Here is a 26,064-nt window from a genome sequence, read left to right as displayed (position 1 = left end):
AAATCATTAATGGTCTTTTCGAGTTCTATTTCATCACACAGTTTGGATAAAAGCTGAGACGGACCCACATGTAAAGTTAAAATTTGATCTGACATGAATATTCCCTCGTTTTCTCCATAGTTTAGATAATCATTCAATTCTACAAAGAAGAGGAAAATTCCTTTAAAAAAATCAAAAATACAAAAAATTTACGTGCGGAATATGCGTTTAAAGTCAACAATATTAGAAATATGAAATTTTGCAGGTTTTTCGAATATGAAAATTCTCTGCTTTTGCGGTAGGAGTTGTTAAAAACGGGGTACATATAGCTGTCTATAAAAAGGAGAGAGAACTTGATCATAAGAACTAGCTGAAAAAGCGGACAACAAATGTATCGTCCGCTATTTTCCGGGTTAACTAAAAAGATCTTCTAAATATTTTCTTGCAGAAGCTTCATCTTGCAATGCCGAGGCTTCTCGTTGTTCATCCTTCTTTAACTTGGCTAAAGCTTTTTCTAAAACTTTCTCGGCATCTGCTTGAGGGATTACAACGACACCATCTGCATCACCGACAATAATGTCACCGGGGGTAATGGATACGCCGCCACAGGAAATCGGAACATTTATTTCCCCAGCGCCATTCTTAAAACTTGCCGCTACAGTTGTCCCTTTAGAAAACACGGGAAAGTTAAGGGAACGGACACCGATTAAATCCCGAATAACACCGTCAACGATAATACCGGCAATGCCAAGTTTTTGCGCCAAACTCACAACAAAATCTCCGGCAACTGCCCGATAAGATTCCCCTTTTGCATCTACAACGAGGACATCTCCGGGTGAAGCTTCCTTGATTGCTTTCAAAACCATTGTGTTGTCCCCGGCCGGAATCTTTACAGTAAATGCCCGGCCAGCAACTTTATATGAATCTTGCAATGGTTTAATGGATGGATCCAAATTATTCATGCCATTTAATGCATCAGAAATACAGGTGGTCGGTAGATCATAAAATTGTTTCATCCATTTTTCCAATTTTGGTAACCTCCTAATTATTTAATCCTATATTACTATTATAAATTTACATGAAAAATAATGAAAATTAAAATAGAAAAAAATTATAAAAGAAGATAAGCAAAAGAAATGGTTTTGAATATGATGTATCCAAAAAATTTTTGCCTTTTAGGTACATACCTAGCCATAAAAAAAACCTTTGCATACCTTGTAATTGAATAGCTTAGGTTGATTCATTATTTTAATAATGAATGGCCTATAAAATAAGAGGAGGATGCGTATATGCATAATGAAATAAATTCCCCTTATATAAATGGGGGAGAAGAAAGAATTTACGGCAGACCATTTGGTTACGGCAGACCATTTTGGTCGGGTAGACCGTTTTGGTATGGCAGACCTTTCGGATATGGCTTTGGCGGTCCGTTTCTTGGCGGTGTTTTAGGTGGCCTTCTGGGTAGTACACTGGTAGCACCATTTACTTTTGGTTCCCCTTATCCCTTTGGATACGGTGGGTATCCATTTTATCCGTATTGGTAATTTCAAAACTCGGATATATAAATGAACGACGGAAATGGCAGAGTGGGCTTGTCCAAAAAGGCATATACATGCATGTTGGCGGCCCTTTTTTATTGAAAAAAAAGCATCATACTTAACCAATCATTTTGCTTTTATCGAAAATATCATTTACTTATCAGCACATTTATATTACAAAACATTAACAAAGTCCTACAAATCTACCAAATTTCTACAATTATATGTATAATGATAATAGGATCTAAAGACTAATGAGAAATGGCCGATATAAAGAAAAAGGGGGGTATCCATTGAGTAATAAAAAAGTAATCATGTCAGTAACAGCAAGTGCAGCAATTGCCTCTGCTCTACTTGGTGCTAATGAAACAGAAGCAGCAACTTATAAAGTCCAACGCGGGGATTCTTTATGGGCAATTGCACAAAAGTATAATGTTAGTGTGACTCAGTTGAAAAGTTTGAATCAATTAACATCTGATGTCATCTATCCAAACCAAGTTTTGGAAACAGGGAGTAGCGAAACTAGTCAAACTACTCCATCAAGTTCTACGAATCAACCGGTTTCAACAGCAGCAAGTACATACACGGTCAAGAGTGGCGACACCTTGAGTAAAATTGCTTTACAACATAACATTTCGTTAAAAGACTTAATGGCATGGAACAATTTAACTTCTTCATTAATTTATCCTGGGAATGTACTTGTCGTGAGCGGTCAGGGACATTCGTCAAGTTCCAGTGATCAGAATCAGAATTCCGCACCGCCATCCAATCAAAATTCAGGTACACAAGGTGGCTCCACAATCACTTATACGATTAAAAGCGGCGATACCTTAAGCGGCATTGCTTTTAAATATAAAGTTTCCGTCCAAGATTTAATGGCATGGAATAATTTAACGACCACCTTAATTTTCCCGGGTAATACTTTAACTGTCAAAAATGCTCAAACATCAACGGATACAAGTTCAAATTCAACTTCTAATTCGAATCAAAATGGCTCGGCTTCTTCGGATTATACCGTTCAAGCAGGGGACTCTTTATGGAAAATTGCAAGTAAATTTGGCGTTAGTGTCGCTAATTTAAAGAGCTGGAATAATTTGAGCTCTGATGTGATTTATGTAGGTCAAAAATTAACCATTCAAGGTTCAGCGGGATCTGGTGTTTCCAATAATTCCGGAAGTAATACATCTACTAATACCAATGGCAGTTATAATGTTAATACGCTAGTCAGCGTAGCAAAAAGTTTACTCGGTATCCCTTATGTATGGGGTGGCACTACGCCAAGCGGTTTTGATTGCAGTGGCTTTATTTATTATGTTTATAAACAAGCCGGTAAAGATATTAAGCGTTATTCGAGTGAAGGATATTTTGATCGTTCGTATTATGTAAACAATCCGGAAGTTGGCGATCTTGTATTCTTTAAAAATACATATAAAGCCGGCATTTCTCACTTGGGCATATATTTGGGGAACAATCAATTTATTAATGCAGGTTCCGACGGCGTGGAAATTGCTAGTCTAGACAATCCTTATTGGAAACGCCACTTTGACAGTTTTAAGAGATTTTATTAATATCTTTCCTTTCAAAATAATAAAATCAGTAAAGAGACCTCATTTCTTTTTAAAATGAGGTCTTTCGCTGTAGCGGGAATTTAAATGAGGGTAGTTAGTCACATCCGTGTTTGAAGGAAAATGAGGTGGAGGCTAAACTTAACTGGAGTGTTTTATGATGTTATCCCCACATTTTCATTAAGTCATTTGTTACTAAAATTTCAATTTCTCCGCTACCTGAATAAATCGATTTCACTTTAGCCAAAATCCGTTTACTCAAGGCGATTTTTGGTCTTAATTCCTCAACAATTTGTTCCGGTAACCAGCCAACGATATTTCCATTACGATTATAGACAGCAATGCCATTAAAACTTTTTTCGCTATCTTCTATTATTTCATCGATAATATAGAGCTGCTCATTTATTTTTAAATTAGTGATTGGATCATCAGCATTATTCGAGGGTTTTAATAATTTGAAGGTCGTATTTATATATGGCTCGGTAAGATTCCAACCGCAATGATTACAAATCTTAATTAAGTTGTTTTTATTAACGTAACTATACTTCTTACAACGTGGACAAGTCATAAACGTAAAATTTTCCTTATTATTCGTTTGATAATGTTTATGCGTGGAAGAATTGGGTTGGCTGGTTGACGGTCCATGTCGACTTTTCTTTTGATCGTACAATAGTATGCTAACAAAAATGATTAACATAGTTATAATAGTAGTAATCCACATCATGGTTCTCACCTCCTTATATGCAATTTATAAAAAATTATTTCCCTAAAAATGTGAACTTGTAGGGGGGAAGCGCTTCCATTTCTATTATTATTATATCATATATTAACGTAAATTTGTATCGGTTAACCTAAAAATAAAGGGGACTTACCAAGCATTTAATTAGGTAAAAATTACATAACACTTATTAATTAAATTCACAAATTATCCAAAAATCAAGATTGCCGCGAAAAACTTTTACTGATATACTAAGAGCAAGAAATGTTTGTGAAATATTTCACAATTAGTGTTTTCTAGAATTACAGCCCAATTTTATGATGAGGTGATGATCATGCAAATTACAATGTCTGAAAAAGTTTTCAATTGGTACAAAGAAGAGTTATCCTTAAATCAGGGAGATTTTGTACGTTTTTATATTCGTTACGGCGGTTTTAATTCTTTTATTAGCGGCTTTTCACTGGGAATGGATAAAGATATACCTGAACGTTCCAATATTCAACTGGAAAAGGACGGTGTTATTTTCTTTATTGAGGATGAGGATATTTGGTATTTTGATGATAAAGATTTAGTTATTGAATTTAACGAAAAATTAGGAGAGCCGGAATTTCGACAAGCAGTGTAAAATATATGGATTAGATCAAACCGGCGCAACATAAGAAAATCTATAAATCCAATCGTATTCCTCTGGATTTTCATTTCTCCAGCTTTTCCTAATGAAAGCATTCCTCCAAAGGTTAGTATATCTGACCAATCCACCTTTCACACAGGTGGTTTTTTTAGCTAATAGGAAAGTAAAAATTTTTCAATTTCTACTTTCCTAACGCATAAGTGCACAAGGAAAGCTTCGCGGGAATACATCGCAGCCGAAAAAATTTTATATTTTTTCGGTGACTAGAGAAGCTTCGGTAGCATTACCTCGCAAGCGAAAAAATTTTTTTTGCTGACTACGAATTTGCCCTCACCTAAAGGATCGGACGCCCAAGTTTTCCTTATACACCTGAAAATAATTATGTACTTACTTCTATTATGTAAATAGTCATAGTATGATAAAACTAATGAATCTAGCCCATAGTTAAACATAAACGCCAATTCTATCGTATAATCTAACGTAATGTGGAAATAAAAGGAGAATTCATTATGCAAGGGGTAACCAAACAGAATATTATTGTCACGTCCTTAACTATTGCTACTTTCTTAACAGCCATTGAAGGGACAATTGTTAGTACTGCTATGCCGAAAATTGTTGAGGATTTAGGCGGGAGCAGCTTATATACTTGGGTCATCTCTGTTTATTTATTGGCCACGGTCATCAGTACACCTATTTTTGGAAAATTAGCCGATCTATATGGTCGGAAAATTATGTTTCAAATTGGCGTTGTCATTTTTTTACTTGGATCTACTTCATCCGGTCTGTCACAAACTATGGAACAACTTGTTATTTTTAGGTTGATCCAAGGAATTGGTGCAGGTGCGCTGGCCACTATTCCAATGACGATTATTGGGGATGTTTTTTCATTTGAACAACGGGCAAAAATTCAAGGATGGATCAGTAGTGTATGGGGCATTTCAGGGGTCATTGGTCCAATTGTCGGCGGTTTTATCGTGGATGCAATTTCTTGGCATTGGATTTTCTTCATGAACTTACCGTTTGGAATCATTTCTTTAATTCTTTTACAACAAGCGCTCCATGAACAATTATCAAAGAAAAAACAAATAATTGATTATGCTGGAATTATTACTTTTACAATCAGTATGACGGCTTTTTTGTTGGCCCTTAACATCGTAAAAGTAGAAAAACAAATGACAACGAATTTATTTTTTTGGTTGCTCATTTCGCTCGTTTTCATGTGTCTATTTCTTTTTATTGAGGCAAAAGGAAAAGAACCGATGCTGCCACTTTCTTTATTTAAAAACAGATTTATCACAGTTTCCAATATTGCCTCATTTTTTATTGGCTTTATTTTAGTAACGGTCACCTTTTATATTCCTTTATGGGTGCAAGGGGTAAGCGGGTTAAACGCCACTTTATCCGGAATCGCTATGTTGCCAATGTCCATCACATGGATGATTGGTGCGATGATAACCGGCAAACTTTTTGAAAAAATAACGGTAGCTTCTATAGCGATTATTGGGAGCACCATGATTATTTTTGCTTGTATCGGTCTTGTATTCTTTCAAGCAAATACAATAATTCCTTGGATGATGGTGACAACAGGAATTTTAGGCATTGGTTTCGGCCTGTCCAGTACGCTTTATACAGTTGTCGTTCAATCAGCAGTAGAGTGGAATTTTCGTGGTGCAGCGATGGGTACCATTAATTTAATGCGGAATCTTGGTCAAACGATTGGAATTGCCGTATCCGGTTTATGGTTAGGTGAAGAATTACATGGTAGTCAATTAGCGGAAAGTTTACATCATGTCTTTTTCTTTTTAGTTATACTCGCAATATTGACATTCTTATTTGCAATGATGTTAATTGGTAGAAAACTAAAACAAACAACACATTAATCACCGACATGCTTAAAACGATTGGAGACTTTTTTACATTTATAGACGAGTGAAGGAGTTAAACATAAACATGCTTGAAGAGATTGATTTTAACATCCGGGACATAAAGGCGAATAAATGAAATTTGTTTGAAGAGATTGCAAAAAATGGCGTTCGGGGAAGGAGTAATTTAACTTTTTACGGCAAGTCAGGAACTCCTGTTTTCGGGCCAGCTAAAAAACACTGCCCCATTCATACCGGATGGGGCAGGTAGAATTAATTATTTCACCCGTTTATAGTTTTTATGATTGACAACCGTTTTAACTGGCTCGCCTGTTTTTGGATTTATTCCAAGCTGGATAATGACAGAGTTCTCTTTAACAATCAGAACTTCTCCTTTTTTTCCTTTATAACGTCCTCTCTTAACTTCAACCATGTCTCCTTCCTTTGCCTTTTTCCGTTTTCCTTCAAGATTCCCCTTTGTTACCGTTTCTTTTTCCATTTTATTCCCTCACTTTTGCAGATTCTAAGGCTAGTGGCTATTTATTAATATGACCAAACATTGGATAGTTCATGATAAGTTCATTGGATTAAAAAAGCACTAACATGAAAATTTTCCATGATAACATGAAATAGGGTGTAAGTATTTCAATGGTTCTGCCGGTGGTAAGGATGTCAAGGCGGAGATGAGTATAGAACGTGGAACTACTATTTCAACTCAAAATAAAAATTTAAGAAAAAGTAAATTAGGTATTGAATTAGAACTAATGTTTGGTATATAATAAGAACAAAGGTTCGTTGTGGGGTGATAGGTTGAAAACTTTACTTTTGAATGCTGCAAAAAGCGGAGAAAGACTTGAAATGATTTACCTTTCCGAAAAAAATATCATAACACATAGAATTATTACAGTTAGAAGAATTGGAGAAGAACATTTCCAAGCTTATTGCTATACAAAAAGACAAATTCGTACTTTTAAAATAAAAAACGTGCTATCAATTGTTCCATTAAGAAGTCGAAAACGGGCAAATTAGTTGGAAATTAAGGACTTAAGATCCAGACGCACAAGCATGTTGGGAAGAACAGGGAATGTTTCGAGAACTCAATCTGCTATATCCAGTGGCTGTCCAATTATGTTAACGGTACAATTAAGTTGTAGCTTTTTTAATAAAATTGGATTAGAAAAAGAGACTTAATAGTTTTGAATGGAAACTGTATTAAATTTTATCAATTTGGTCATCCAAAAGATGTGTTAAGAGTTGAGTCTAAAAAGATTGAACCACCTAGAGAAAAAGAAGTACTTGTTCGAATGTTGGCTCGCCCTATCAATCCTTCTGATCTAATACCAATTAGAGGGGCATATTCACATCGGATTTCTTTACCGAATATTCCCGGTTATGAAGGTGTTGGTATTGTAGAAGAAGTAGGTCCTTTTGTTTCTAAAAGTCTTATTGGAAAACGTGTTTTGCCTTTACGTGGGGAAGGGACTTGGCAAGAGCTTGTTAAGACAACAGCAGAGTTTGCAGTACCCGTACCGGATTCCATTGATGATTTCACGGCAGCACAATTGTATATTAATCCAATTACAGCATGGGTGATTTGTACGGAAGTTTTGAAATTGAGGCCCAATGATGTTTTACTCGTAAATGCTTGTGGATCTTCAATTGGTCATATTTTTGTACAATTATCAAAACTTTTAGGCTTTCAAATAATTGCAGTCACTCGAAATAAAAAATATACAGAAGACTTGCTTCATTTTGGCGCGTCATATGTTATAGACACTTCTGCTTTTCCACTCTATGAAACCGTTATGGAATTAACAAATGGAATGGGTGCGGATGCTGCGATTGATTCCGTGGGAGGTTCATCCGGAGACGAATTGGCATTTAGTGTTCGCCCAAATGGGAACTTTATTACTATTGGTCTTTTATCAGGGAAACAAGTAAACTGGGCGGATATTGTAAATAAAGCAAAAGTGAATGCGAATATTTTTCATTTGCGGAATTGGAATCAAAACGTCTCGGTTGAGAAATGGCAGGAATCTTTTTATCACCTAATAGGCCTCGTCGCTGATAAAAAGTTATCATTGAAATGGGTAGATTCAAAGTATGATCTGTTGAAAGTAAAAAAGCGATTGATGTTGTTGAATCTTCTAAAATAACGAAAGGAAAAGTATTTTTAACTTTTTCCGACAGAAGTCTCCCATCCTCAAGGAATGTGAAGGGTGATAGCCCAATGAGTAGGTGGGAGATGAATGTCGGTTGGCGATAGCCAAAACTTATGGTACAATAAATGAAAAGGGAACTAGTGTTCGTGATTAAAGTTAGGTGATTTGATATGACCAAGCAAAACAAAGCCTTCAAGTTCCGCTTATATCCAAATAAAGAACAGGAAGAGTTATTGTCAAAAACTTTTGGTTGTGTTCGCTTTGTCTATAATAAGATGTTAGCTGAACGCAAAGAAACGTATGAAAAATTCAAAGATGATAAGGAAACTCTTAAAAAGCAAAAGTTTCCGACACCAGCAAAGTACAAAGATGAATTTCCATTCTTAAAAGAAGTGGATTCTTTAGCTTTAGCAAACGCACAGATCCATTTACAAAATGCTTATAAGAACTTTTTTGAAGGTCGTGCGGAGTTCCCTAAATTCAAAAGTAAAAAACACAAGCAATCCTATACAACCAATATGGTCAATGGAAATATTAAGATTGAAGATGGTCATATCAAATTACCAAAGTTCAAAAAGCCGCTGAAAATGAAGCAACATAGAGAAATCCCCGCTGAGTATAAAATCAAATCTTGTACTATTTCTAAAACAAAGACAGGCAAATACTATATTTCAATTTTGACAGAATATGAGAAAGATATCCGTCCAGTAAAAATTCAGAAAGTAGTTGGTTTAGATTTTGCTATGGATGGTCTATATGTCGAAAGCGAGCAGGGTGAGAAAGCCAATTACCCACGTTACTATCGGCAAGCTTTAGTCAAATTAGCAAAAGCACAACAAATTCTTTCTCGAAGAAAGAAAGGTTCTACACGATGGGAAAAGCAACGTCTGAAAGTAGCTAAGCTGCATGAAAAGATAGCTAATCAGCGCAGAAACTTTCTTCATCACAAGTCAAAAGAATTAGCAGCAAACTATGACGCTGTGATTATTGAGGACTTAGACATGAAAGGCATGTCTCAAGCCCTCAACTTTGGAAAAAGCGTTCATGATAATGGCTGGGGTATGTTCACCACTTTCTTGGAATACAAACTAAAAGAACAAGGAAAACAGCTTGTAAAAATAGATAAATGGTTTCCTTCGACAAAAAAATGTTCCCGTTGTGGGAACGAAAAAGAAATGTCATTGTCTGAACGTGTATATAAATGTACTTGTGGCTTAGTATTAGACCGTGATTATAATTCAGCAATCAATATCAAAAAAGAAGGATTACGCTTGTTAGAATTAGCATGAAAATACAAACTCCCGGAACAGGAGGGTTAGCTCGGTCAATTTCCGGTCATGAGACAGGATTACCCGAGAAGCCCCCACTTCAAGAAACCCGCAAGGGTGGTAAGTGGAGGGTAGTTCACTTAATGCAGGTATAGAACCTCTTTCCTCTGATAAAGAAATAATAGCTCTCGAAAATATGGCAACAAATGTTGGCAGTAAAAGAATACCTAATATCGTACCAAATGTTGCTGAGCCAATGATAATCCGGTATTGGGTTCCAACAAATTCTAATGTATTTTCTGTTGGTGCGGTATCAATCAGACTGCCTGTTAAAGGTTGTTGCATCATATTTGCCATGCGGGAAATAATGACCATCGAGTTAAATAAAGATAAACCAGAGGCTAGGAGCTTTACTCTTGCACCTGAAAGTCTGACAGCATATGCAAGGGTTTCTATAGAATGAATTATCAAAATAAACAATGCGATCAGTATTAATTTATCGGTTATAAGTTCCAATGGTCAGTCCCACCCTAAAAATGTAAATAATTTTCAAATGATGATTTGCTAAGTTTCATTATGATTTTCCCCAATATGAAGAATTCAATTACTTTTATATATTTTACAACAAAAGGTCAAAAAAAGGTGTATCATCCGTTTTCATCTTAATAATTTCACCCTAACTTTACAAAAAGGGTATAGAAATGGAGGGAAGAAGATAAAGAAAAAAACAATAAACCCTTATGAATATGCCTTTTAAAGTAGTGATCTCGACTCGGTTCGAACCAGCGACCCCCACCCTGTCAAAGAAAGCTCTTAAGTTGGATGTATTCCAATATATTTTGAAGAACCCTTATTTGTCGGTTATTCTAATCAACTATTTCCGATGTAGAACGGGGTATTTCAGGTTTTCCGAGACATTTTCACCCGCATTTCACCCTAACTTTAGAAAAATGCATAAGAAAGGCGGGAAGGAAGATAAACAAAAAAGACATAAACCCTAATGGAATATGCCTTTTGCTTTAGTGATCCCGACTGGGTTCGAACCAGCGACCCCCACCCTGTCAAGGTGGTGCTCTCCCAGCTGAGCTACGGAATCATAATTTTTCTGTCAATCACATTAAATAATATAATGGAAACAAATAAAAAAGTCAAGGATGTTTTGTTAACTTTTTTTAGTGGAAACATTTTTATCTTGGGGAGAATGGCAGTTTTGAAAGTCTTATTCGTATGAATTTTCCATTTTCCTATATGGTTGGAAAAATGCCTTTGATGAAGAGAAGGGGAGGGACCTTTGATGAAAACAATCTATTCAACAAAAGGAGAAAGTTTGAGAGGCAGGTGTCCGAGTAGTCATTTTATTCGGACACCACCAAGAAAATTATGTTTGAAATGAAAAAATATTATCTTTACCCTTCCTTCATGGTTTTACTCATATTCTTTTCCTTTTTACGATTCTTCAAAAAGGCAATTACCAGCAAAATGACGGGTATTCCTATTTGAAATGGAATGTGTAAGTGAGGAGGAACAAATTTAAGTCCCTCATTAATATGTTCTTGGTAATTACTTGCGATGGTTTGTGACAAAAACAACACGATTAAACCAAATGGATAGACAATTTTTTTATGATCTTTCAAATGAAATAGATCGGTAGTCGCTATAACAGCTACATAAAAAAAAATAACGATCTTAAAAAACGCTCCAATAAAGGCAGCAAAGATGAAAAAGATATCGAGACGCTCGATAAAGTTTCCAATACTAATATATTGAATCGTTGATAAAAGCGGAAATTGAGTGTTTTCAAATAAAGGAACTGAAAGGACAGCTACGTTAATTGCCGCCGTTATACTCAAATTTATACCGCTAAGTAAAATTGCAAAGGAACCTAAAAAGCGACCGTTTTTTGAATAATTCAAATAAGGGAAAAGGTATGTGAAAGCAATCATTTCACCAAATGGAACAAATGCAGTTTCTAAGATGACCACTCTCAATATTGTCCCCCAGTTATTCCTAAGAACAGGTTTTAAATTTTCCAATTCAATTAAACCTGAAACAAGAATTAGGATCAATCCGGTGATTGCAAATAAATACATTAGGGCAAAATTAATTTCCGCAGTTCGAGCAATCACCTCAATCCCTTTTTTTACGGCGAAAACACAAAGGATAATCATAATCGCATTAACGATAAAAAGTGGTGTCTGCGTATAGGCTACTGCAACTAATAGTTCTCCAAAATCACGAGTGACTCTGGCACATATATAAGTAAAATAAATAATGTAAAAATAGCCGAGGATGCTTCCAAGAAATTTACCGACAATTTTTTTGGAATAAGAAGAAGGAAGTTCATTCGGATAATAGGTGTAAATTTTGTAATTCACATGGTAGAAAAGAATACCGATCAATGATCCGAGTAAAATGGAAAACCATGTATTTTGTTTTGCATCACTACCCAATGAGATGACAAGAGACGTCCCCATTTCAAAAAGTAAAATCATAACAAAAAATTGATAGCTGCTCAGTTTTGCGTTTTCCATGTTTAGTCATTCCCTTTATGCTCATATAAAAATGGTTTTGAAATTAAATACGTTCTCCTTATGAAGGCATTGACTTCTACCTTTACCTCTAAATTTGGGAAAATCTCCTCATTCCAGACATCTTCAACTTTTTTCCAATAATCCTCATCAACGTGGCTTATTTTTTCTCCAAATCCGAATACATCGGCTTTATGTTTTTGAGCAAATTGGATAGAGTTTTCTATTTCTTTCTTAATTTCTTTTCTCAATGCATTTTGTACTTTAATCAGTTCTTCGGCTTTTGAAAGGTCTAGAAATGTGTCAGCTTCTGTAATACCTCCTTCCGCATCAATATGGACGGTAATATGAGGTTTGTTGTTCTTCACTTCTGCTAAAACTTTAGTTTTGGTAAGATTAATGGTTACGCCAAAAGCATCCTTTTTATTTTTCCAGTCAACAGCCATAACTGTTGATTGAATATTGTTTAGTATCCAATTAATCCCTCTGGCAGTTTTTCCCTCCGCCCATGTGATTAATTTGTCTCCTTTAAAAATGCCTATTCCATCAGCATTTAGCGGGGCTAATGGTCGGGAAGATTGAATATTTGCATCTTGCTTTCCCTTTTCTTTGTCTCCTTTAAGGACAAATCCGCTAACCACTGCTTGCTTACTTTTTGAATAAATGGTTGGAACAAGTTCGCCAACAGTAAGATGGATATCTTCTCCCCATCGACTTTCAGAAAATTGGAGCGTCTTATCAATTGTATTTGCCGGAATTTGTTGATCAAGTGGTGTCAATGTTTTTAAAATTTGTTCTGCTGTTGAATCTTTGGCTATTACTATAGTAGCTGTAGAACGAAAATCCGGGTTCCTAATGGAAATGTCGAGTATGTCAGTTAAGCCATCTCTTGCAACTTCCTCACCAATCATTAACACATCGGTATGGGCAAAATATAACTGTCTGGAAACATGCTGGGAGGCCGCTCTGGCAGCTTCTAACAAATTATCTCCTTCGCTTTCATAAATCGTAATGGCAGGACCTGATAATCCGCTTGTTTGTTGGTTGCCGGCTATGTTTTTTGGATTGACAAATTGGAACGTCATATTATAGCGTTTATCTTGCCCGTAATCAATTCCGACTGCAGTGATAATTCCGATATCTGTTAACTCACGGTGATTCCAACAGCCGGCCAGCAATATAGTTATGCATATAAAAGCAAATAAGTTTAAACGTTTTGTCATTCTCTCACCTACGATCCATTATCTTCTGGTGGACGGGGTTGTTGGTTATCTCCTTGGCGAATAATATTTTTTTGACTAATTAGTTTTGGACGGGATTTCATTTTCCAAAGCGGGATACGAATGATTGTATCGCCCATATTTTTAATCATAAGAGGTGCTAATGGTTCCATATAAGGGACGCCAAAAGAACGTAAACTACATAAATGCAATGTCATCATCATGAGTCCCGTGATAATCCCGTAAAATCCCATTACCGCTGCTAAAGTCATTAATCCAAAGCGAATAACACGGGCTGATATTGCCATTGAAAATGAAGGTGTTGCAAAATTGGCGATGGCTGTTATGGATACCACAATAACCATCGCAGGAGAAACAATTCCTGCCTGAATTGCCGCCTGACCGATAACGAGAGCGCCGACAATGGAAACAGCTTGACCGACCGCTTTTGGTAATCGTACTCCTGCTTCTCGTAAAATTTCAAAAGTTGTTTCCATTAACAAAGCTTCAACATAGGCTGGGAAGGGAACCGCTTCGCGCTGAGCGGCAATAGTTATAATTAGTAAGGTTGGAATCATTTCCTGATGATATGTTGTAACTGCCACATATGTTGCGGGTCCGACAATGGATATAAAAAAATTTAACACACGTAAAAAGCGGATCGCTGTACTTATATCAAAGCGGGCATAATAATCATCGGCTGCTTGAAAAAATTCAATAAACAATGCCGGTACAGTCAGTACGAATGGTGAACCGTTTACGATAATCGCTATTTTCCCTTCCATTAAATTCGCTGCAACGATATCCGGTCTTTCCGTATGATAGACTGTCGGAAATATTGTATAAGTTTTTTCCTCAATCAGTTGCTCTATAAAGCCGGAATCCGGTACTTGGTCGATATCAATTCGTTTTAGTCGTTTCCTTACCTCTTTCACAATCTTTTCGTTGGCAATGCCTTTCATATACATTACGTTGATATCTGTTTTCGTTACTTTACCAATTTGAAAGGACTCAATCCATAAATTGGGATTTTTAATCCGTGAACGTATCAGTGAAGTATTTGTCCGCATGGATTCCGTAAATGCTTCTTTCGGGCCGCGGATGGATACTTCATTTTGCGACTCAGTAACTGCTCTTTTTTCTCCACCTCTTGTACTGGTTGAAAGTGCTTTTTCTATACCATCAATAAGGATAATGGTTTCTCCTGATAATAATTTTCCAAATAAATCGTTCCAGTCATATACGGAAGTGACATTCGTAATAGGAAGTAATTTTTTTTCAAGATAATCGAAGCTTTTTTCGATAGAAACAGCTTCTTGTAACGAATAATCATTCAGTAACGTATGGATAATCGATTCATTTGCGGTTTTGTCATCAATCAATCCGTCAACCATAACCAAGGCAGCTTTAATAGGTGGTTCATCCGCTAAATCAATTTGCCTAATAATAATATCTGCACTATTTCCGGTTGTATTAAGGATAGTTTGTAAGTTTTTACTTAAATTGTTATTTAAAAAGCGGCTTGAAATATCGCTTGCTTGTCCACTTGTATCTTTTGTGGCCGGTTGATTTTTTTTCTTCTTTTTAATCGGTTTTCGAAATAATTTTGAGACGAGACCCATCACAAGTTACCTCCTAGATGACAGGACGTTTTATGATTGCGTTTATCCAGTAACAGCCCCACCATAGACTGGGTTTACAAAGAAGATGATTGCTCAATTGCTACAACTAACCATCAGTGGGGATGAAGAAATTTGCCACTTCTCGAAGTTTCACTTTATCCCGCACAAACGGTCACTAATCTTCCTGCTAAGCTTAATAAATCAAGGATGTAAAGGAGGAGGATAAGTGTCCGTAAGTGCCCGATTGGTTCAACTAACCAGCAGTGGGGATGAAGAACCCCCACAGCTGGAAGTTTCACTTTATTATTTGTAAAAATTGGATGATTATGCAAAAAATATTTTAATATTGGTGGTTTGTTGCCAGCGGGTGTGGGATAAATTGCGAAAAGAGAGGAATGATAAATCATAAATGCATTCTTAATCGGTTGGTGATGAAATGAAAGAATTAGGTATCGTTTTATTTATTTTTATTTCACTTATTATTTTATCGCTAGGTATAGATTTTTTTTTAACGAAGGGTGATTTGCATGAAATAATCATAACTGCTGTAAATCCTTTTCGCGTTATGGATATTCCCGAAATGGTTATTATGATTTTGTTTATTCTACGATATTTTCTTGAAAAAGCAGTAGAGTTGTGGAAAAAGATTAAAAAATATGGGGTAGACGTCGGTTAAGTGAATCGGGAAGGGAACTAGTTGCCTTCTCGATTTTGGCTTCAAGTACAATGACTTATTTTCATCTCGTTACAGCCACAACCAATAAGTAGTGGGGATAAAGCCAAACTGCTGGAAGTTTCACTTTATCCCGCACAAATGGGCACTAATCTTCCTTTTAAGGCTTAAAAAAAACAAAGATAAAGAGGAAGATAAGTGCCCATAAGTGCCCGATTGGTTCAACTAAATCAGTGGGGATGAAGAAAATCCCCACATCCGGAAGTTTCACTTTATCTTTGTGATTTTCGGTAACCTGCGTTCACAGCTTCTTGTTCCGTACAAAACAATTCCTCGGCTTTTGTTATGTCATAATATTGGCCGCCGGGTACATGATAGATTTTTTCACCTTTTGAGTTAATATTTCCTTTGATTGGATTTTGACAATCTATATTTGTATTAGTTGAAGATTGATTTTCCCCGGTTTCCTCTTGAACAATATACCCATTATCAGTGACATAATCTTCAATCGACCAGATGCCAAGTTTTGCTTCTTGTGCTTTTTTCTGAATCGCATAAAATTCATCAACATAGCGAGTATTTGGCGGAAATACAGCCACTCTTGCCAAGCCTTTTTCTAATAATAATTCATTAAACATTTTACCATCGATATAGACATAGGCTAAAATTCGACCGTACTGATCCCGTTCTTGGACATCCAGTTCCACTTGTACATTTTTTCCTGCTAGCATTTCTTTTGTAAATGCTGAAGCTTCAGGTCCAAATGGTTGGACCGGTTTTGTCGGATGTTTTGTTTCGGGTGTGTCGACAAGAACGAGACGAACCCGTTCTTCCTTTCCGTTTTCAAATTGAATATCCATTGTATCGCCATCGACAACATTCATTACCTTCCCGTTTAATCCATTTACTTGGCTATTATCTACCGAGTCATTTTCAGCACTTTCTGGAGCTTCTTGACTCGGATTTTGTTGATCTTCCTCAATTGCCGTTGTTCTAATATCTGAATTTTGATCAGGTTTTGTAGTCGAGTCTCGGCTGGTGTTCTCCTCTGCACATCCGGCTATTAAGAAGAAGGTGAGGAAGACAAGAATAATTTTTTTCATGTTAAAAAACTCCTTCATATTCTTTCCTTAACATATAATAACATAAAAATCCCCATTGCATTCTTGTGCTTTCAACGGTAATATTTTTTTAGTATGAAAATTTTTGTTACGTGAAGAAAAAGTTTTTAGATAGGAAGGAATTATACAGATGGAAAATTTTATAGATGAAGTGAAATCGCGGCGGACGTTTGCTATTATTTCCCACCCGGACGCCGGAAAAACAACGTTGACGGAAAAACTACTTTTATTCGGTGGTGCCATACGGGCGGCAGGGACAGTAAAAGGAAAGAAGACAGGTAAGTATGCAACAAGTGACTGGATGGAAATTGAAAAACAACGGGGAATTTCCGTTACATCCAGTGTTATGCAATTTGATTATCATGGTTTTCGCGTTAATATTTTGGATACCCCCGGGCATGAAGATTTCAGTGAAGATACGTATCGAACCTTGACCGCTGTCGATAGTGCTGTTATGGTTATCGATTCTGCGAAAGGGATTGAGCCGCAAACCATTAAGCTTTTTAAAGTATGTAAAATGCGGGGAATTCCGATTTTTACTTTTATTAACAAATTAGACAGGGTCGGAAAAATGCCGCTGGAATTGATTGCTGAGCTGGAAGAAGTTCTCGAAATTGATGCATATCCAATGAATTGGCCGATCGGAATGGGAAAAGAATTTCTCGGGATTTATGATCGCTTTTATAACCGGATTGAGCAATTTCGGGTTGAAGAAAATGATCGCTTTTTGCCGTTAAATGAAGATGGTGAATTGGCTGTCGAACATCAATTACAACAATCAGGTTTATACGAACAAGTATTGGAAGAAATTGAGTTGCTGAATGAAGCAGGAAATGAATTTTCAGAGGAAAAAATATTAAATGGAACTTTAACACCGGTATTTTTCGGCAGTGCGCTGACAACTTTTGGTGTACAAACCTTTTTAGAAACTTATTTGAAATTTGCTCCCGAACCGCAGGCAAGACCTTCTGATATCGGCCCTATTGATCCTTTAAAAGAAAGTTTTTCGGGATTTGTTTTTAAAATTCAAGCGAATATGAATCCGGCACACCGCGATCGCATTGCCTTTGTCCGGGTTTGTTCCGGAAAATTTGAACGTGGTATGACCGTAACACTGGCACGAACAGGAAAAACATTGAAATTATCCCAATCTACGCAATTTTTGGCTGATGACCGTAGTACGGTAGATGAAGCGGTAAGCGGCGATATTATCGGTTTGTATGATACAGGGATATTTCAAATTGGCGATACGATTTTGGAAGGAAAACCAATTTTTCATTTCAATCCGTTACCGCAATTTACACCGGAATTATTTGTTCGGGTTACAGCCAAAAATGTCATGAAGCAAAAGCAATTTCATAAAGGGATTCATCAACTAGTTCAAGAGGGAGCCATCCAATTATTTAAAACAAAATATGAAGAATATATTCTTGGCGCAGTAGGGCAATTACAATTTGAAGTGTTCGAACATCGAATGAAAAATGAATACCATGTCGATGTGAACATGGAACATATTGGTTCGAAAGTTGTTCGTTGGATTGAAGGCGATACGGTTGATGAAAGACTGAACAGTTCTCGAAGTATGCTGGTGAAGGATCGTTATGATCGAAATGTGTTTTTATTTGAAAATGATTTCGCTCTTCGCTGGTTCCAAGATAAGAACCCGGACGTGAAGTTATATAACCCGATGGATGATGAAAAATAAGGGTTCGGTAGACGACAAAAAGCAGCAGTTATTTTTCGTTTATAACTATTTACAATATGTTGGACGTAGTATGGTAATAGTGAATTTTTATTTAAATGAAAAAAATTGTTGCTATCTAACAAAAATCAATTTATAATAAAAACATAAATATCCTTATTCACATTGTAATTAAGAGTGAAAAACATATATACTCTTTCTTGTAAAGGGGAGTAGCGTAAAGGGGAAATCCTGAAACAAAGTCGTCATTTCGTAGCGTAAATGCTTCCGGCTTTGTTGGCATATAAAGTGCTACGCAAGACCTTTGCTGACTTTTACTTATAAGTTTAAGTTGGCAAAGGTATTTTTATGTTTCCAAATCTTTTTTTACAAAAAAAAACGATGAAGGTACAAAATATGGATGGAGGGGATTCAATGGATATTTCAATTTTATTAGAATATGGTTGGGTTTTATTGGTATTGATTGGCTTAGAAGGAATTTTGGCAGCAGATAATGCAGTGGTTATGGCTGTTATGGTGAAACATTTACCCGATAAACAACAGAAACGGGCCTTGTTTTACGGTTTGCTGGGTGCTTTTGTTTTTCGCTTTGCCACATTGTTTTTAATCTCTTTTCTCGTTGACGTATGGCAAGTTCAAGCCATCGGTGCGCTTTACCTGCTTTACATTATGATTCATCACTTTATCAAAAAGCGAAAAGAAACCGATAAAGTGAAAGTAACTGCGGGAAGTAAACAAAGCGGATTCTGGGCAACCGTCGCAAAAGTAGAATTGGCAGATATTGCCTTTGCGATCGACTCCATGCTTGCTGCCGTTGCATTGGCGGTAACATTGCGGCCGGTTGGTGACTTTACTATCGGCGGGATCAATGGCGGTCAATTTATGGTTATGTTCATGGGCGGACTGATTGGTCTCATCATTATTCGATTTGCTGCAACATGGTTTGTTAAATTACTCAATCAGTACCCGACTCTTGAGGATGCCGCATTCCTCATCGTTGGTTGGGTAGGTGTGAAATTGGCTGTCCATACATTAGCGCATCCGGGTGTAGCGATAATAGACGAACATTTTCCGGAATCAGGCCTATGGAAAACGATCTTCTGGGTTGTCTTGCTTGGGATAGCTGTCGGCGGTTATTTCATTTCTAAGAAAAAAGGATCTGTGGCACAAGAAGTGGAGAAACGTAAAACAGAAAAACCTCAACCGAAAGCCGAATAATTGCGTACTTTTTTGAAAACAAAAGAATCAGCTTTTGTTACCATGAATAGGTAAACAGTAGTTACTGATAACATATGAACAAATTGAAAGGCCCATCCGTTTATTGAATGGGCCTTTCTTTTTTTCCAAGTTTTATTCATTTTTGTTAGAAAGTTGTGATTGTGCTTGCTGGACGAGACGTTTCGTTATTTCACCGCCAACAGATCCGTTTGCACGTGATACAGTATTTGCGCCAAGTTGAACTCCAAACTCTTCAGCAATTTCATATTTTACCTGGTCGAGAAATTGTTGAACACCAGGTACTAATAATTTATTTGAGGAACGAGCCACGTTTTTCACCACCTTTTGTCCGATTTATTTTTAGTATGGATCGGTTAAGTGGGAACATTTATGGCAAGTTTTGACTACCATTCTTAAATTAGATAAAATAAGGTGATACATACTGTTTTAAACTGTATAGTTTCCATTATGAACAATAGTTTTTACTTGAAAGGGACTTTTAAATGCGGGAAAAATTTCAAACTTTAATGAACAACTTACGACCTGCCCAAATGATTGTCGGCTATTATATCATCGTCGTTATCATTTCCACACTGTTATTGTGTTTACCGGTGGCTATTAAGAACCATGCACACTGGACGTTTATGGATGCCCTTTTTACGGCTGTCAGTGCTGTAAGTGTAACCGGATTGACTACGGTAAATTTTGCCGAGACGTTTACAACCACCGGACTTTTTATCCTTATTTTTATTTTACAAATTGGCGGTGTCGGTATCATGGCTTTAGGCACCTTTTTCTGGATGGTATTAGGGAAAAAAATCGGGCTAAGGGAACGGCGATTAATCATGACCGACCAGAACCAAATGAATCTATCCGGACTCGTCCGCTTGTTGAAGCAACTGCTTGTCGTCTTTATTATGATTGAATTAATGGGTGCACTTATATTAGGAACATACTATTTGAATTATTACCCAACTTGGCAGGAAGCATACTTGCATGGATTATTTTCTTCGGTCACGGCTACAACGAATGCTGGATTTGATATTACCGGATCTTCATTAATTCCTTTTGCCAACGATTATTTTGTTCAATTTATCCATATGGTTTTAATTACTTTAGGTGCCATTGGATTTCCGGTTTTAATCGAAGTTGTGAATTACGTTAAAAAGAGGAAAGAGACCTTTCATTTTACTTTGTATACAAAAATCACAACACTTATGTATTTAATCTTGGTTCTATTCGGGGGTCTCGGCTTTTTATTGTTTGAGTGGAATCATTTTTTACATGATAAAATCTGGCATGAATCATTGTTTTATGCGTTTTTTCAATCGGTATCAACAAGAAGCGGTGGGCTTGTAACACTTGACCTTACGCATTTGTCGGATGCCACTTTAATGTTATTGAGTTGTTTAATGTTTATTGGTGCTTCTCCCAGTTCGGTTGGTGGCGGTATTCGTACAACGACGTTTGCCATCATTATTTTATTTCTTTATCATTATTCCCGAGGAAATCAAGCAATAAAAATATTTAAAAGGGAAATTCATGAAGGGGATGTTGTAAAAGCTTTTGTTGTATCCATTTTTGCTGTAATGGTTTGCTTTGGTTCAGTTGTCTTATTATGCTTTACTGAGGATGTTCCGGTAATCACCCTAATATTTGAAGTTTGTTCGGCTTTTGGAACTTCCGGTATGTCGCTAGGGATTACCGCTGAGTTATCGAACATTGGAAAAATTATCATTATGTTGCTTATGTTTATTGGTCGCGTTGGTATTTTGACATTTTTATTAATGATTGGTGGGAAGGAGAAAAAAGAAAATTTCCATTATCCGAAAGAACGGGTGATTATTGGCTGATTTAATCGTGTGACTGATAAATACCGGTTCCATTAGACCATGAAATTTATGGCTGGATTTAGACGTGTGACCGAGTATATGAAAATAGATAGGCGCTTGGAGGATATCATGCTACTTCTATTATTATTAATTTTACTGTTCGTTTGTCAATTTTTTTTAAGGACAAAAAAAGAAATACTCTTGGGATTTAGTCTTCTCCTCGTAGTCTTTTCGCTTTTTCTAATAAATTTTGTCAAGGATGGAAAATTTGAGTATATTGCTAATGCAATTGGAATCAACAATAGTCAAAATCAAAGAGAAGAGGAAGTATTGAATGAGTTTTCCATTGTAAAAATAAAGGGATCAGTCATTATTGATGCACCTTTGATTAAGCAATACCCGGAACTTCCAAGAGGATGTGAAGTAACAAGTTTGGCTATGTTGCTTCAATTTGCCGGTGAAAATGTTGATAAAATGACGCTGGCGAATGAGGTGAAAAAGGATCCGACCCCTTATTCCGTCTCAGGAGGAAAGGTGTATTTCGGAAATCCGCATGATGGTTTTGTTGGCGATATGTATAACTTACAAAATCCGGGTCTCGGTGTTTTTCATGAGCCGATCCGAGAGTTGGCGGAACAGTATTTACCGGGGAGAATTATCGATATGACCGGTTCCGACTTTGAAAAATTAAAGATTCCGTTATCCGCAGAACAACCGGTTTGGGTCATTATAAATACCGCTTATCAAAAAATTTCCGAGGATCTGTTTCAAACATGGGAAACGCCATCAGGTACGGTAAAGGTGACGAGTAAAGAGCATTCCGTATTAGTCACAGGATATGATGATCAATTTATTTATTTTAATGATCCATTGACAGGGATTAAAAATAAAACAGCACCCATCCAAGATTTCAAAGAGGCATGGGTGCAAATGGGAAGTCAAGCAATAACCATATTACCGTTTGAATAAGTATTTGAAAAAAGAACATGTGAATTAACTTTCCTATGCTTTATCTATCCAAAAAGGCAGTAACAAGATGGATGATTCCTGTTACTGCCTTGTCTTTTTTCTTGGACATTAATTCGCTTTTACCGGACTTTTTTCACGGAAGACTTCCTGTTCAAAGGAATATTTTTTTTCCATATAAATTTGGTGCCAAAGCATAAACATTAAAACGGTCCAGATTTTCCGGCTGTAATCGCCTTTTCCCGCACAATGGGCATCCAGTAAATCGAGCACATACTTTTTGTTAATTAAATGATCTGTATCACTTTCCTTAATTAAATTTTTTGCCCAATCGTTCATTTCATTTTTTAACCAATGGCGGATTGGAACAGGAAAGCCAAGTTTTTTTCGATCTAAGACATGGTCAGGAACAATCCCTTCAACTGCCTTCCGTAAAATATATTTTGTTGTTCCGTTGGCTGTTTTTAAGCTTGATGGGATTCTTGAAGCGACCTCAAAAACAGCTTTATCCATAAATGGGACGCGTAATTCCAATGAATGGGCCATCGTCGTTTTATCCGCTTTTAATAAAATATCGCCGCGAAGCCATGTATGGATATCAATATGTTGCATTCGTTCTACCGGGTCGTTACCTTTATTTTCTTCATATAAAGGGCGTGTAATATCAAGATAATTAATATTTGAATTGTATACATTGAGCAGAGTCCGCTTTTCTTCTTCAGTAAACATTTTTGCATTACCGATATACCGATCTTCCATCGGTGTTACACCGCGTTCAATAAAGCTTTTCCCACGCATCCCCTCAGGCATGATTTGCGCAATTAATTTTAAAAATGATTTTAAAACTCCGGGCATGCGGTTAAACATCCTTAGTGATTGTGGCTCATGGTATATATTATATCCGCCGAACAGTTCATCAGCACCTTCACCTGAAAGGACAACAGTCACATATTTACTTGCTTCCCTGGCGACAAAATAAAGCGGTACACAAGCCGGGTCTGCTAACGGGTCATCCATATGCCACATAATTTTCGGTAACTCTTTCATATATTCTTCCGGTGTAATAACGTAGCTAATATTTTCAACACCGATTTTTTCCGCCGTTTCTTTTGCTACATCGATTTCACTGTACCCTTCCCGTTCAAAGCCAACCGAGAATGTTTGAATGGATGGATGAAATTCCTTTGCAATGGAAGCGATTATTGACGAATCAATCCCGCCGGACAGGAAGGATCCGACCGGAACATCGCTTCTCATGTGTAAACGGACCGAATCATATAATACTTCACGTATTTCTTTGCTCCATTCTTCCTCCGATTTATGTACCGGATGGAATGAAGCACGCCAGTATTGTTTGATATCGATTGGTTCGCCAATTTTTTTTGTAAAATAATGGCCGGGTTCCAGTTTTTTTATCCCGTCATGCATGGAGAGGGGTTCCGGTACGAATTGATAAGTGAAATAATGTTGCAATGCTTCAAAATCTAATACATCATTTTCAAGTGCCATAAGGATACTTTTCTTTTCAGAGCCAAAAAACATCCGGTCACCATCCAAACAATAGAAAAACGGTTTAATTCCAAACGGATCTCTTGCACCAAATAATGTTTTTTCTTGTTTATCCCATATGACAAATGAAAACATGCCGCGAAGTTTTTTTACGGCCTTTTCTTTCTCCAGACTGTATAGAGCAATCACCACTTCAGTATCTGTTTCTGTTTCAAAAGAGAGTCCTTGTTTAATTAAATCATCTCTAATTTCAATATAGTTGTAAACTTCGCCGTTAAAAATAATCCAGTATCGCTCATTTTCATAGGAGAGCGGCTGGTGCCCATTATCGAGATCTATGATACTTAATCGCCGAAACCCGAATTGAACATGTTCATCATAAAAGAAACCTTCATCATTGGGACCGCGATGGGTAATGATATCGTTCATTTTTTTAAACTGATTGATTTGTTCGTTGCTGTAACTCTGTGCCTCTTCATGGACACAGCCAATAAAACCACACATAACAAATTTCACCTGCTTCAAAAAGATTTACATCATTGATTAGATGGATTAACCAAAGTTCACTAAAAAATCCACTCCCTTATACTAGCATAAATCTTTTTTGCTTGCTAGGTATGATTACCACTATTACTCGTGTGTCAAACACTCACTTGAAGATTTTAGTCAATGAGAAAGCAGCATAGAAGAATAAGCTGCATGTATTCCTTATAAATCAACTATGAAAATAATCTTCTGTTAAATTGTTTAAACAAGGAAAACCAATTTGCTAATTTAAATTCAATAATCGGTTGGGTCAGAACACGCACGAATTTACTCGACAACAGTAAAGTCAAACTGAGAGCGAAAACTGCTAAAATCCAAACGGAATGATTTTTAGCAATCCACTTTTCCCAATCTGAACCACGAAAATATTTAATAATAAAACCGTGTAATAAATAGATATACAACGTGTATTTTCCAATTTTTGTGAAGAAATAATGCTGTCTTGGAACGAATGCCCAAAAGCTAAATAAGGTAATTAAACTGACTCCATAAATGAACAGTCTTTGCAACCATGCGAAAGTCATATCTGTCTCAAAATGATTGTATGGCTTAGAACCGAATAACCATTCAAAATCCATTAAAGGAAACAGATAGAAAAGGACAAACACCGAAGTTATAATAATAGTAGCGGAACTTATAGCGACTTTCGATTTTAACCAATAAAAATGTTCCCGTTTTAAGTAATAACCGAGCAGAAAGAACGGGAAGAAGACAAAAGTTCTGGAAAGGCTCAAATACTCATCAATAAAATCAATATATCCAATCAAAATTCCAATGATTATAGAAAGGATAAACCCAAAAGGCTGATTCATTTTTGTAAATAATAGCAATAACAAATGCCAGCAAAATAAACTAACTAAAAACCATAAAGACCATTCAGGATTAAATATATTGATGGATAAGCTTTTCTCACTAAGTAAGAAATAATAGTATACCGAATAGATAATTTGAAAAATCAAGTATGGTACGAGCAGCTTTTTGACTAATTTCGTGAAATATCCTTTTTCAAAATATCCTTTGGCAAAATAGCCGGATACCAATATAAAAGCCGGCATGTGAAAGGAATAGATTGTTTTATACAGGGCATATAAAATTTCATTATCTTCAATAAAGGAACGAATTAAATGGCCAAACACAACAAAGAAAATTAACAGGAACTTTCCATTATCAAAATAATAATCACGCTGTTTACTCAATGGAAAAACCTCCTATTTTTATTTAAATAACTGTTCTTGAGGCGGTTTAAGAAATAACTAATAATATATTATACATTCATTTTCTGCCGATATAAATTATAAGTAGGTTACTATTTCTATAAAATTCAATCCTGCTTGTAAAAGGAATTTAACATTCTATATTGTCTGGAAATATAGTGACACTAAATTAATGGGGATGTAATCTCAA

General features: G+C 36.3%; 21 protein-coding genes, 1 tRNA gene and 2 pseudogenes. 12 read left to right on the top strand and 12 right to left on the bottom strand.

Annotated elements, in window-relative coordinates; all coding sequences use genetic code 11:
- Positions 1–392 precede the first annotated feature (392 nt).
- A complete protein-coding gene (locus LIZ98_RS06735) occupies positions 393–1,007 on the bottom strand; it encodes an RraA family protein (RefSeq protein ID WP_034769384.1) in 615 nt (204 codons plus the stop codon).
- A 261-nt stretch (positions 1,008–1,268) separates the two neighbouring features.
- Here LIZ98_RS06735 and LIZ98_RS06730 point away from each other — a divergent pair, with 261 nt between their 5' ends.
- Positions 1,269–1,523, top strand: coding sequence for a hypothetical protein (locus LIZ98_RS06730; protein WP_227140223.1), 255 nt, complete (start codon positions 1,269–1,271; stop codon positions 1,521–1,523).
- 287 nt (positions 1,524–1,810) lie between these two features.
- Positions 1,811–3,085 (top strand): C40 family peptidase, encoded by a 1,275-nt coding sequence (locus LIZ98_RS06725; protein ID WP_227140224.1) that lies wholly within the window; start codon positions 1,811–1,813, stop codon positions 3,083–3,085.
- Between the two features lie 160 nt (positions 3,086–3,245).
- On the opposite strand, the gene LIZ98_RS06720 is transcribed toward LIZ98_RS06725, so the two are convergent.
- Entirely contained in the window at positions 3,246–3,806 is a 561-nt protein-coding gene (locus LIZ98_RS06720; protein WP_041848657.1) for a hypothetical protein, read from the bottom strand.
- Between the two features lie 328 nt (positions 3,807–4,134).
- Here LIZ98_RS06720 and LIZ98_RS06715 point away from each other — a divergent pair, with 328 nt between their 5' ends.
- Both LIZ98_RS06715 and LIZ98_RS06710 read left to right on the top strand, forming a co-directional pair.
- Positions 4,135–4,425 carry a HesB/YadR/YfhF family protein gene (locus tag LIZ98_RS06715; protein ID WP_034769389.1) on the top strand — a complete coding sequence of 97 codons (291 nt, stop codon included), beginning with the start codon at positions 4,135–4,137 and terminating at the stop codon, positions 4,423–4,425.
- Positions 4,426–4,940: 515 nt separating this feature from the next.
- Positions 4,941–6,311 (top strand): MDR family MFS transporter, encoded by a 1,371-nt coding sequence (locus tag LIZ98_RS06710; RefSeq protein ID WP_227140226.1) that lies wholly within the window; start codon positions 4,941–4,943, stop codon positions 6,309–6,311.
- Positions 6,312–6,570: 259 nt separating this feature from the next.
- On the opposite strand, the gene LIZ98_RS06705 is transcribed toward LIZ98_RS06710, so the two are convergent.
- Positions 6,571–6,792 (bottom strand): DUF2187 family protein, encoded by a 222-nt coding sequence (locus LIZ98_RS06705; protein ID WP_041846161.1) that lies wholly within the window; start codon positions 6,790–6,792, stop codon positions 6,571–6,573.
- A 311-nt stretch (positions 6,793–7,103) separates the two neighbouring features.
- On the opposite strand from LIZ98_RS06705, the gene LIZ98_RS06700 reads away from it, so the two are divergent.
- From LIZ98_RS06700 to LIZ98_RS06690, 3 genes and pseudogenes are all read left to right on the top strand, one after another.
- The gene (locus LIZ98_RS06700) at positions 7,104–7,322 is read left to right on the top strand and encodes a hypothetical protein (protein WP_108897853.1); all 219 of its coding nucleotides are present in this window, start codon (positions 7,104–7,106) and stop codon (positions 7,320–7,322) included.
- Between the two features lie 167 nt (positions 7,323–7,489).
- Positions 7,490–8,472, top strand: a pseudogene (locus LIZ98_RS06695) (zinc-dependent alcohol dehydrogenase family protein); the annotation flags it as partial.
- Between the two features lie 153 nt (positions 8,473–8,625).
- On the top strand, positions 8,626–9,744 hold the full coding sequence (locus LIZ98_RS06690; RefSeq protein WP_041848656.1) for an RNA-guided endonuclease TnpB family protein: 1,119 nt from the start codon (positions 8,626–8,628) through the stop codon (positions 9,742–9,744).
- Positions 9,745–9,864: 120 nt separating this feature from the next.
- On the opposite strand, the pseudogene LIZ98_RS06685 reads toward LIZ98_RS06690, so the two are convergent.
- From LIZ98_RS06685 to LIZ98_RS06665, 5 genes and pseudogenes are all read right to left on the bottom strand, one after another.
- Positions 9,865–10,239: pseudogene (locus LIZ98_RS06685) on the bottom strand (lipid II flippase family protein); the annotation flags it as partial.
- 507 nt (positions 10,240–10,746) lie between these two features.
- A tRNA-Val gene (locus LIZ98_RS06680) sits at positions 10,747–10,819 on the bottom strand.
- Positions 10,820–11,129: 310 nt separating this feature from the next.
- Positions 11,130–12,254, bottom strand: a complete 1,125-nt coding sequence (locus LIZ98_RS06675) for a GerAB/ArcD/ProY family transporter (protein WP_041845353.1) — start codon at positions 12,252–12,254, stop codon at positions 11,130–11,132.
- 2 nt (positions 12,255–12,256) lie between these two features.
- Positions 12,257–13,474 (bottom strand): Ger(x)C family spore germination protein, encoded by a 1,218-nt coding sequence (locus LIZ98_RS06670; RefSeq protein WP_227138819.1) that lies wholly within the window; start codon positions 13,472–13,474, stop codon positions 12,257–12,259.
- Positions 13,475–13,482: 8 nt separating this feature from the next.
- On the bottom strand, positions 13,483–15,093 hold the full coding sequence (locus LIZ98_RS06665; RefSeq protein ID WP_041845351.1) for a spore germination protein: 1,611 nt from the start codon (positions 15,091–15,093) through the stop codon (positions 13,483–13,485).
- A 436-nt stretch (positions 15,094–15,529) separates the two neighbouring features.
- Here LIZ98_RS06665 and LIZ98_RS06660 point away from each other — a divergent pair, with 436 nt between their 5' ends.
- Complete coding sequence (locus LIZ98_RS06660; RefSeq protein WP_227138817.1) at positions 15,530–15,769, top strand: YczF family membrane protein; 240 nt, start codon at positions 15,530–15,532, stop codon at positions 15,767–15,769.
- Between the two features lie 269 nt (positions 15,770–16,038).
- Here LIZ98_RS06660 and LIZ98_RS06655 read toward each other — a convergent pair whose 3' ends face one another.
- Positions 16,039–16,869: a thermonuclease family protein gene (locus tag LIZ98_RS06655; protein WP_227138816.1), complete on the bottom strand. Its 831-nt coding sequence runs from the start codon at positions 16,867–16,869 to the stop codon at positions 16,039–16,041.
- A gap of 148 nt (positions 16,870–17,017) precedes the next feature.
- On the opposite strand from LIZ98_RS06655, the gene LIZ98_RS06650 reads away from it, so the two are divergent.
- Positions 17,018–18,592, top strand: a complete 1,575-nt coding sequence (locus LIZ98_RS06650) for a peptide chain release factor 3 (RefSeq protein WP_108897862.1) — start codon at positions 17,018–17,020, stop codon at positions 18,590–18,592.
- Positions 18,593–19,003: 411 nt separating this feature from the next.
- Positions 19,004–19,807, top strand: coding sequence for a TerC family protein (locus LIZ98_RS06645; RefSeq protein ID WP_227138815.1), 804 nt, complete (start codon positions 19,004–19,006; stop codon positions 19,805–19,807).
- Positions 19,808–19,939: 132 nt separating this feature from the next.
- On the opposite strand, the gene LIZ98_RS06640 is transcribed toward LIZ98_RS06645, so the two are convergent.
- Complete coding sequence (locus LIZ98_RS06640) at positions 19,940–20,137, bottom strand: alpha/beta-type small acid-soluble spore protein (RefSeq protein WP_034769427.1); 198 nt, start codon at positions 20,135–20,137, stop codon at positions 19,940–19,942.
- 173 nt (positions 20,138–20,310) lie between these two features.
- Here LIZ98_RS06640 and LIZ98_RS06635 point away from each other — a divergent pair, with 173 nt between their 5' ends.
- Together LIZ98_RS06635 and LIZ98_RS06630 are read left to right on the top strand one after the other, a co-directional pair.
- The gene (locus LIZ98_RS06635) at positions 20,311–21,660 is read left to right on the top strand and encodes a TrkH family potassium uptake protein (protein ID WP_227138813.1); all 1,350 of its coding nucleotides are present in this window, start codon (positions 20,311–20,313) and stop codon (positions 21,658–21,660) included.
- 108 nt (positions 21,661–21,768) lie between these two features.
- Complete coding sequence (locus tag LIZ98_RS06630; protein ID WP_227138812.1) at positions 21,769–22,608, top strand: C39 family peptidase; 840 nt, start codon at positions 21,769–21,771, stop codon at positions 22,606–22,608.
- 108 nt (positions 22,609–22,716) lie between these two features.
- Here LIZ98_RS06630 and asnB read toward each other — a convergent pair whose 3' ends face one another.
- Together asnB and LIZ98_RS06620 are read right to left on the bottom strand one after the other, a co-directional pair.
- Positions 22,717–24,618, bottom strand: a complete 1,902-nt coding sequence (asnB, locus tag LIZ98_RS06625; protein ID WP_227138811.1) for an asparagine synthase (glutamine-hydrolyzing) — start codon at positions 24,616–24,618, stop codon at positions 22,717–22,719.
- 215 nt (positions 24,619–24,833) lie between these two features.
- On the bottom strand, positions 24,834–25,856 hold the full coding sequence (locus LIZ98_RS06620) for an acyltransferase family protein (protein ID WP_227138810.1): 1,023 nt from the start codon (positions 25,854–25,856) through the stop codon (positions 24,834–24,836).
- Between the last annotated feature and the right edge of the window lie 208 nt (positions 25,857–26,064).

Origin of the sequence: Caldibacillus sp. 210928-DFI.2.18 (genome assembly GCF_020554505.1) — a bacterium.
Lineage (GTDB): Bacteria > Bacillota > Bacilli > Bacillales > Caldibacillaceae > Caldifermentibacillus > Caldifermentibacillus hisashii.
This window is presented reverse-complemented; position numbering and strand designations above follow the sequence as displayed.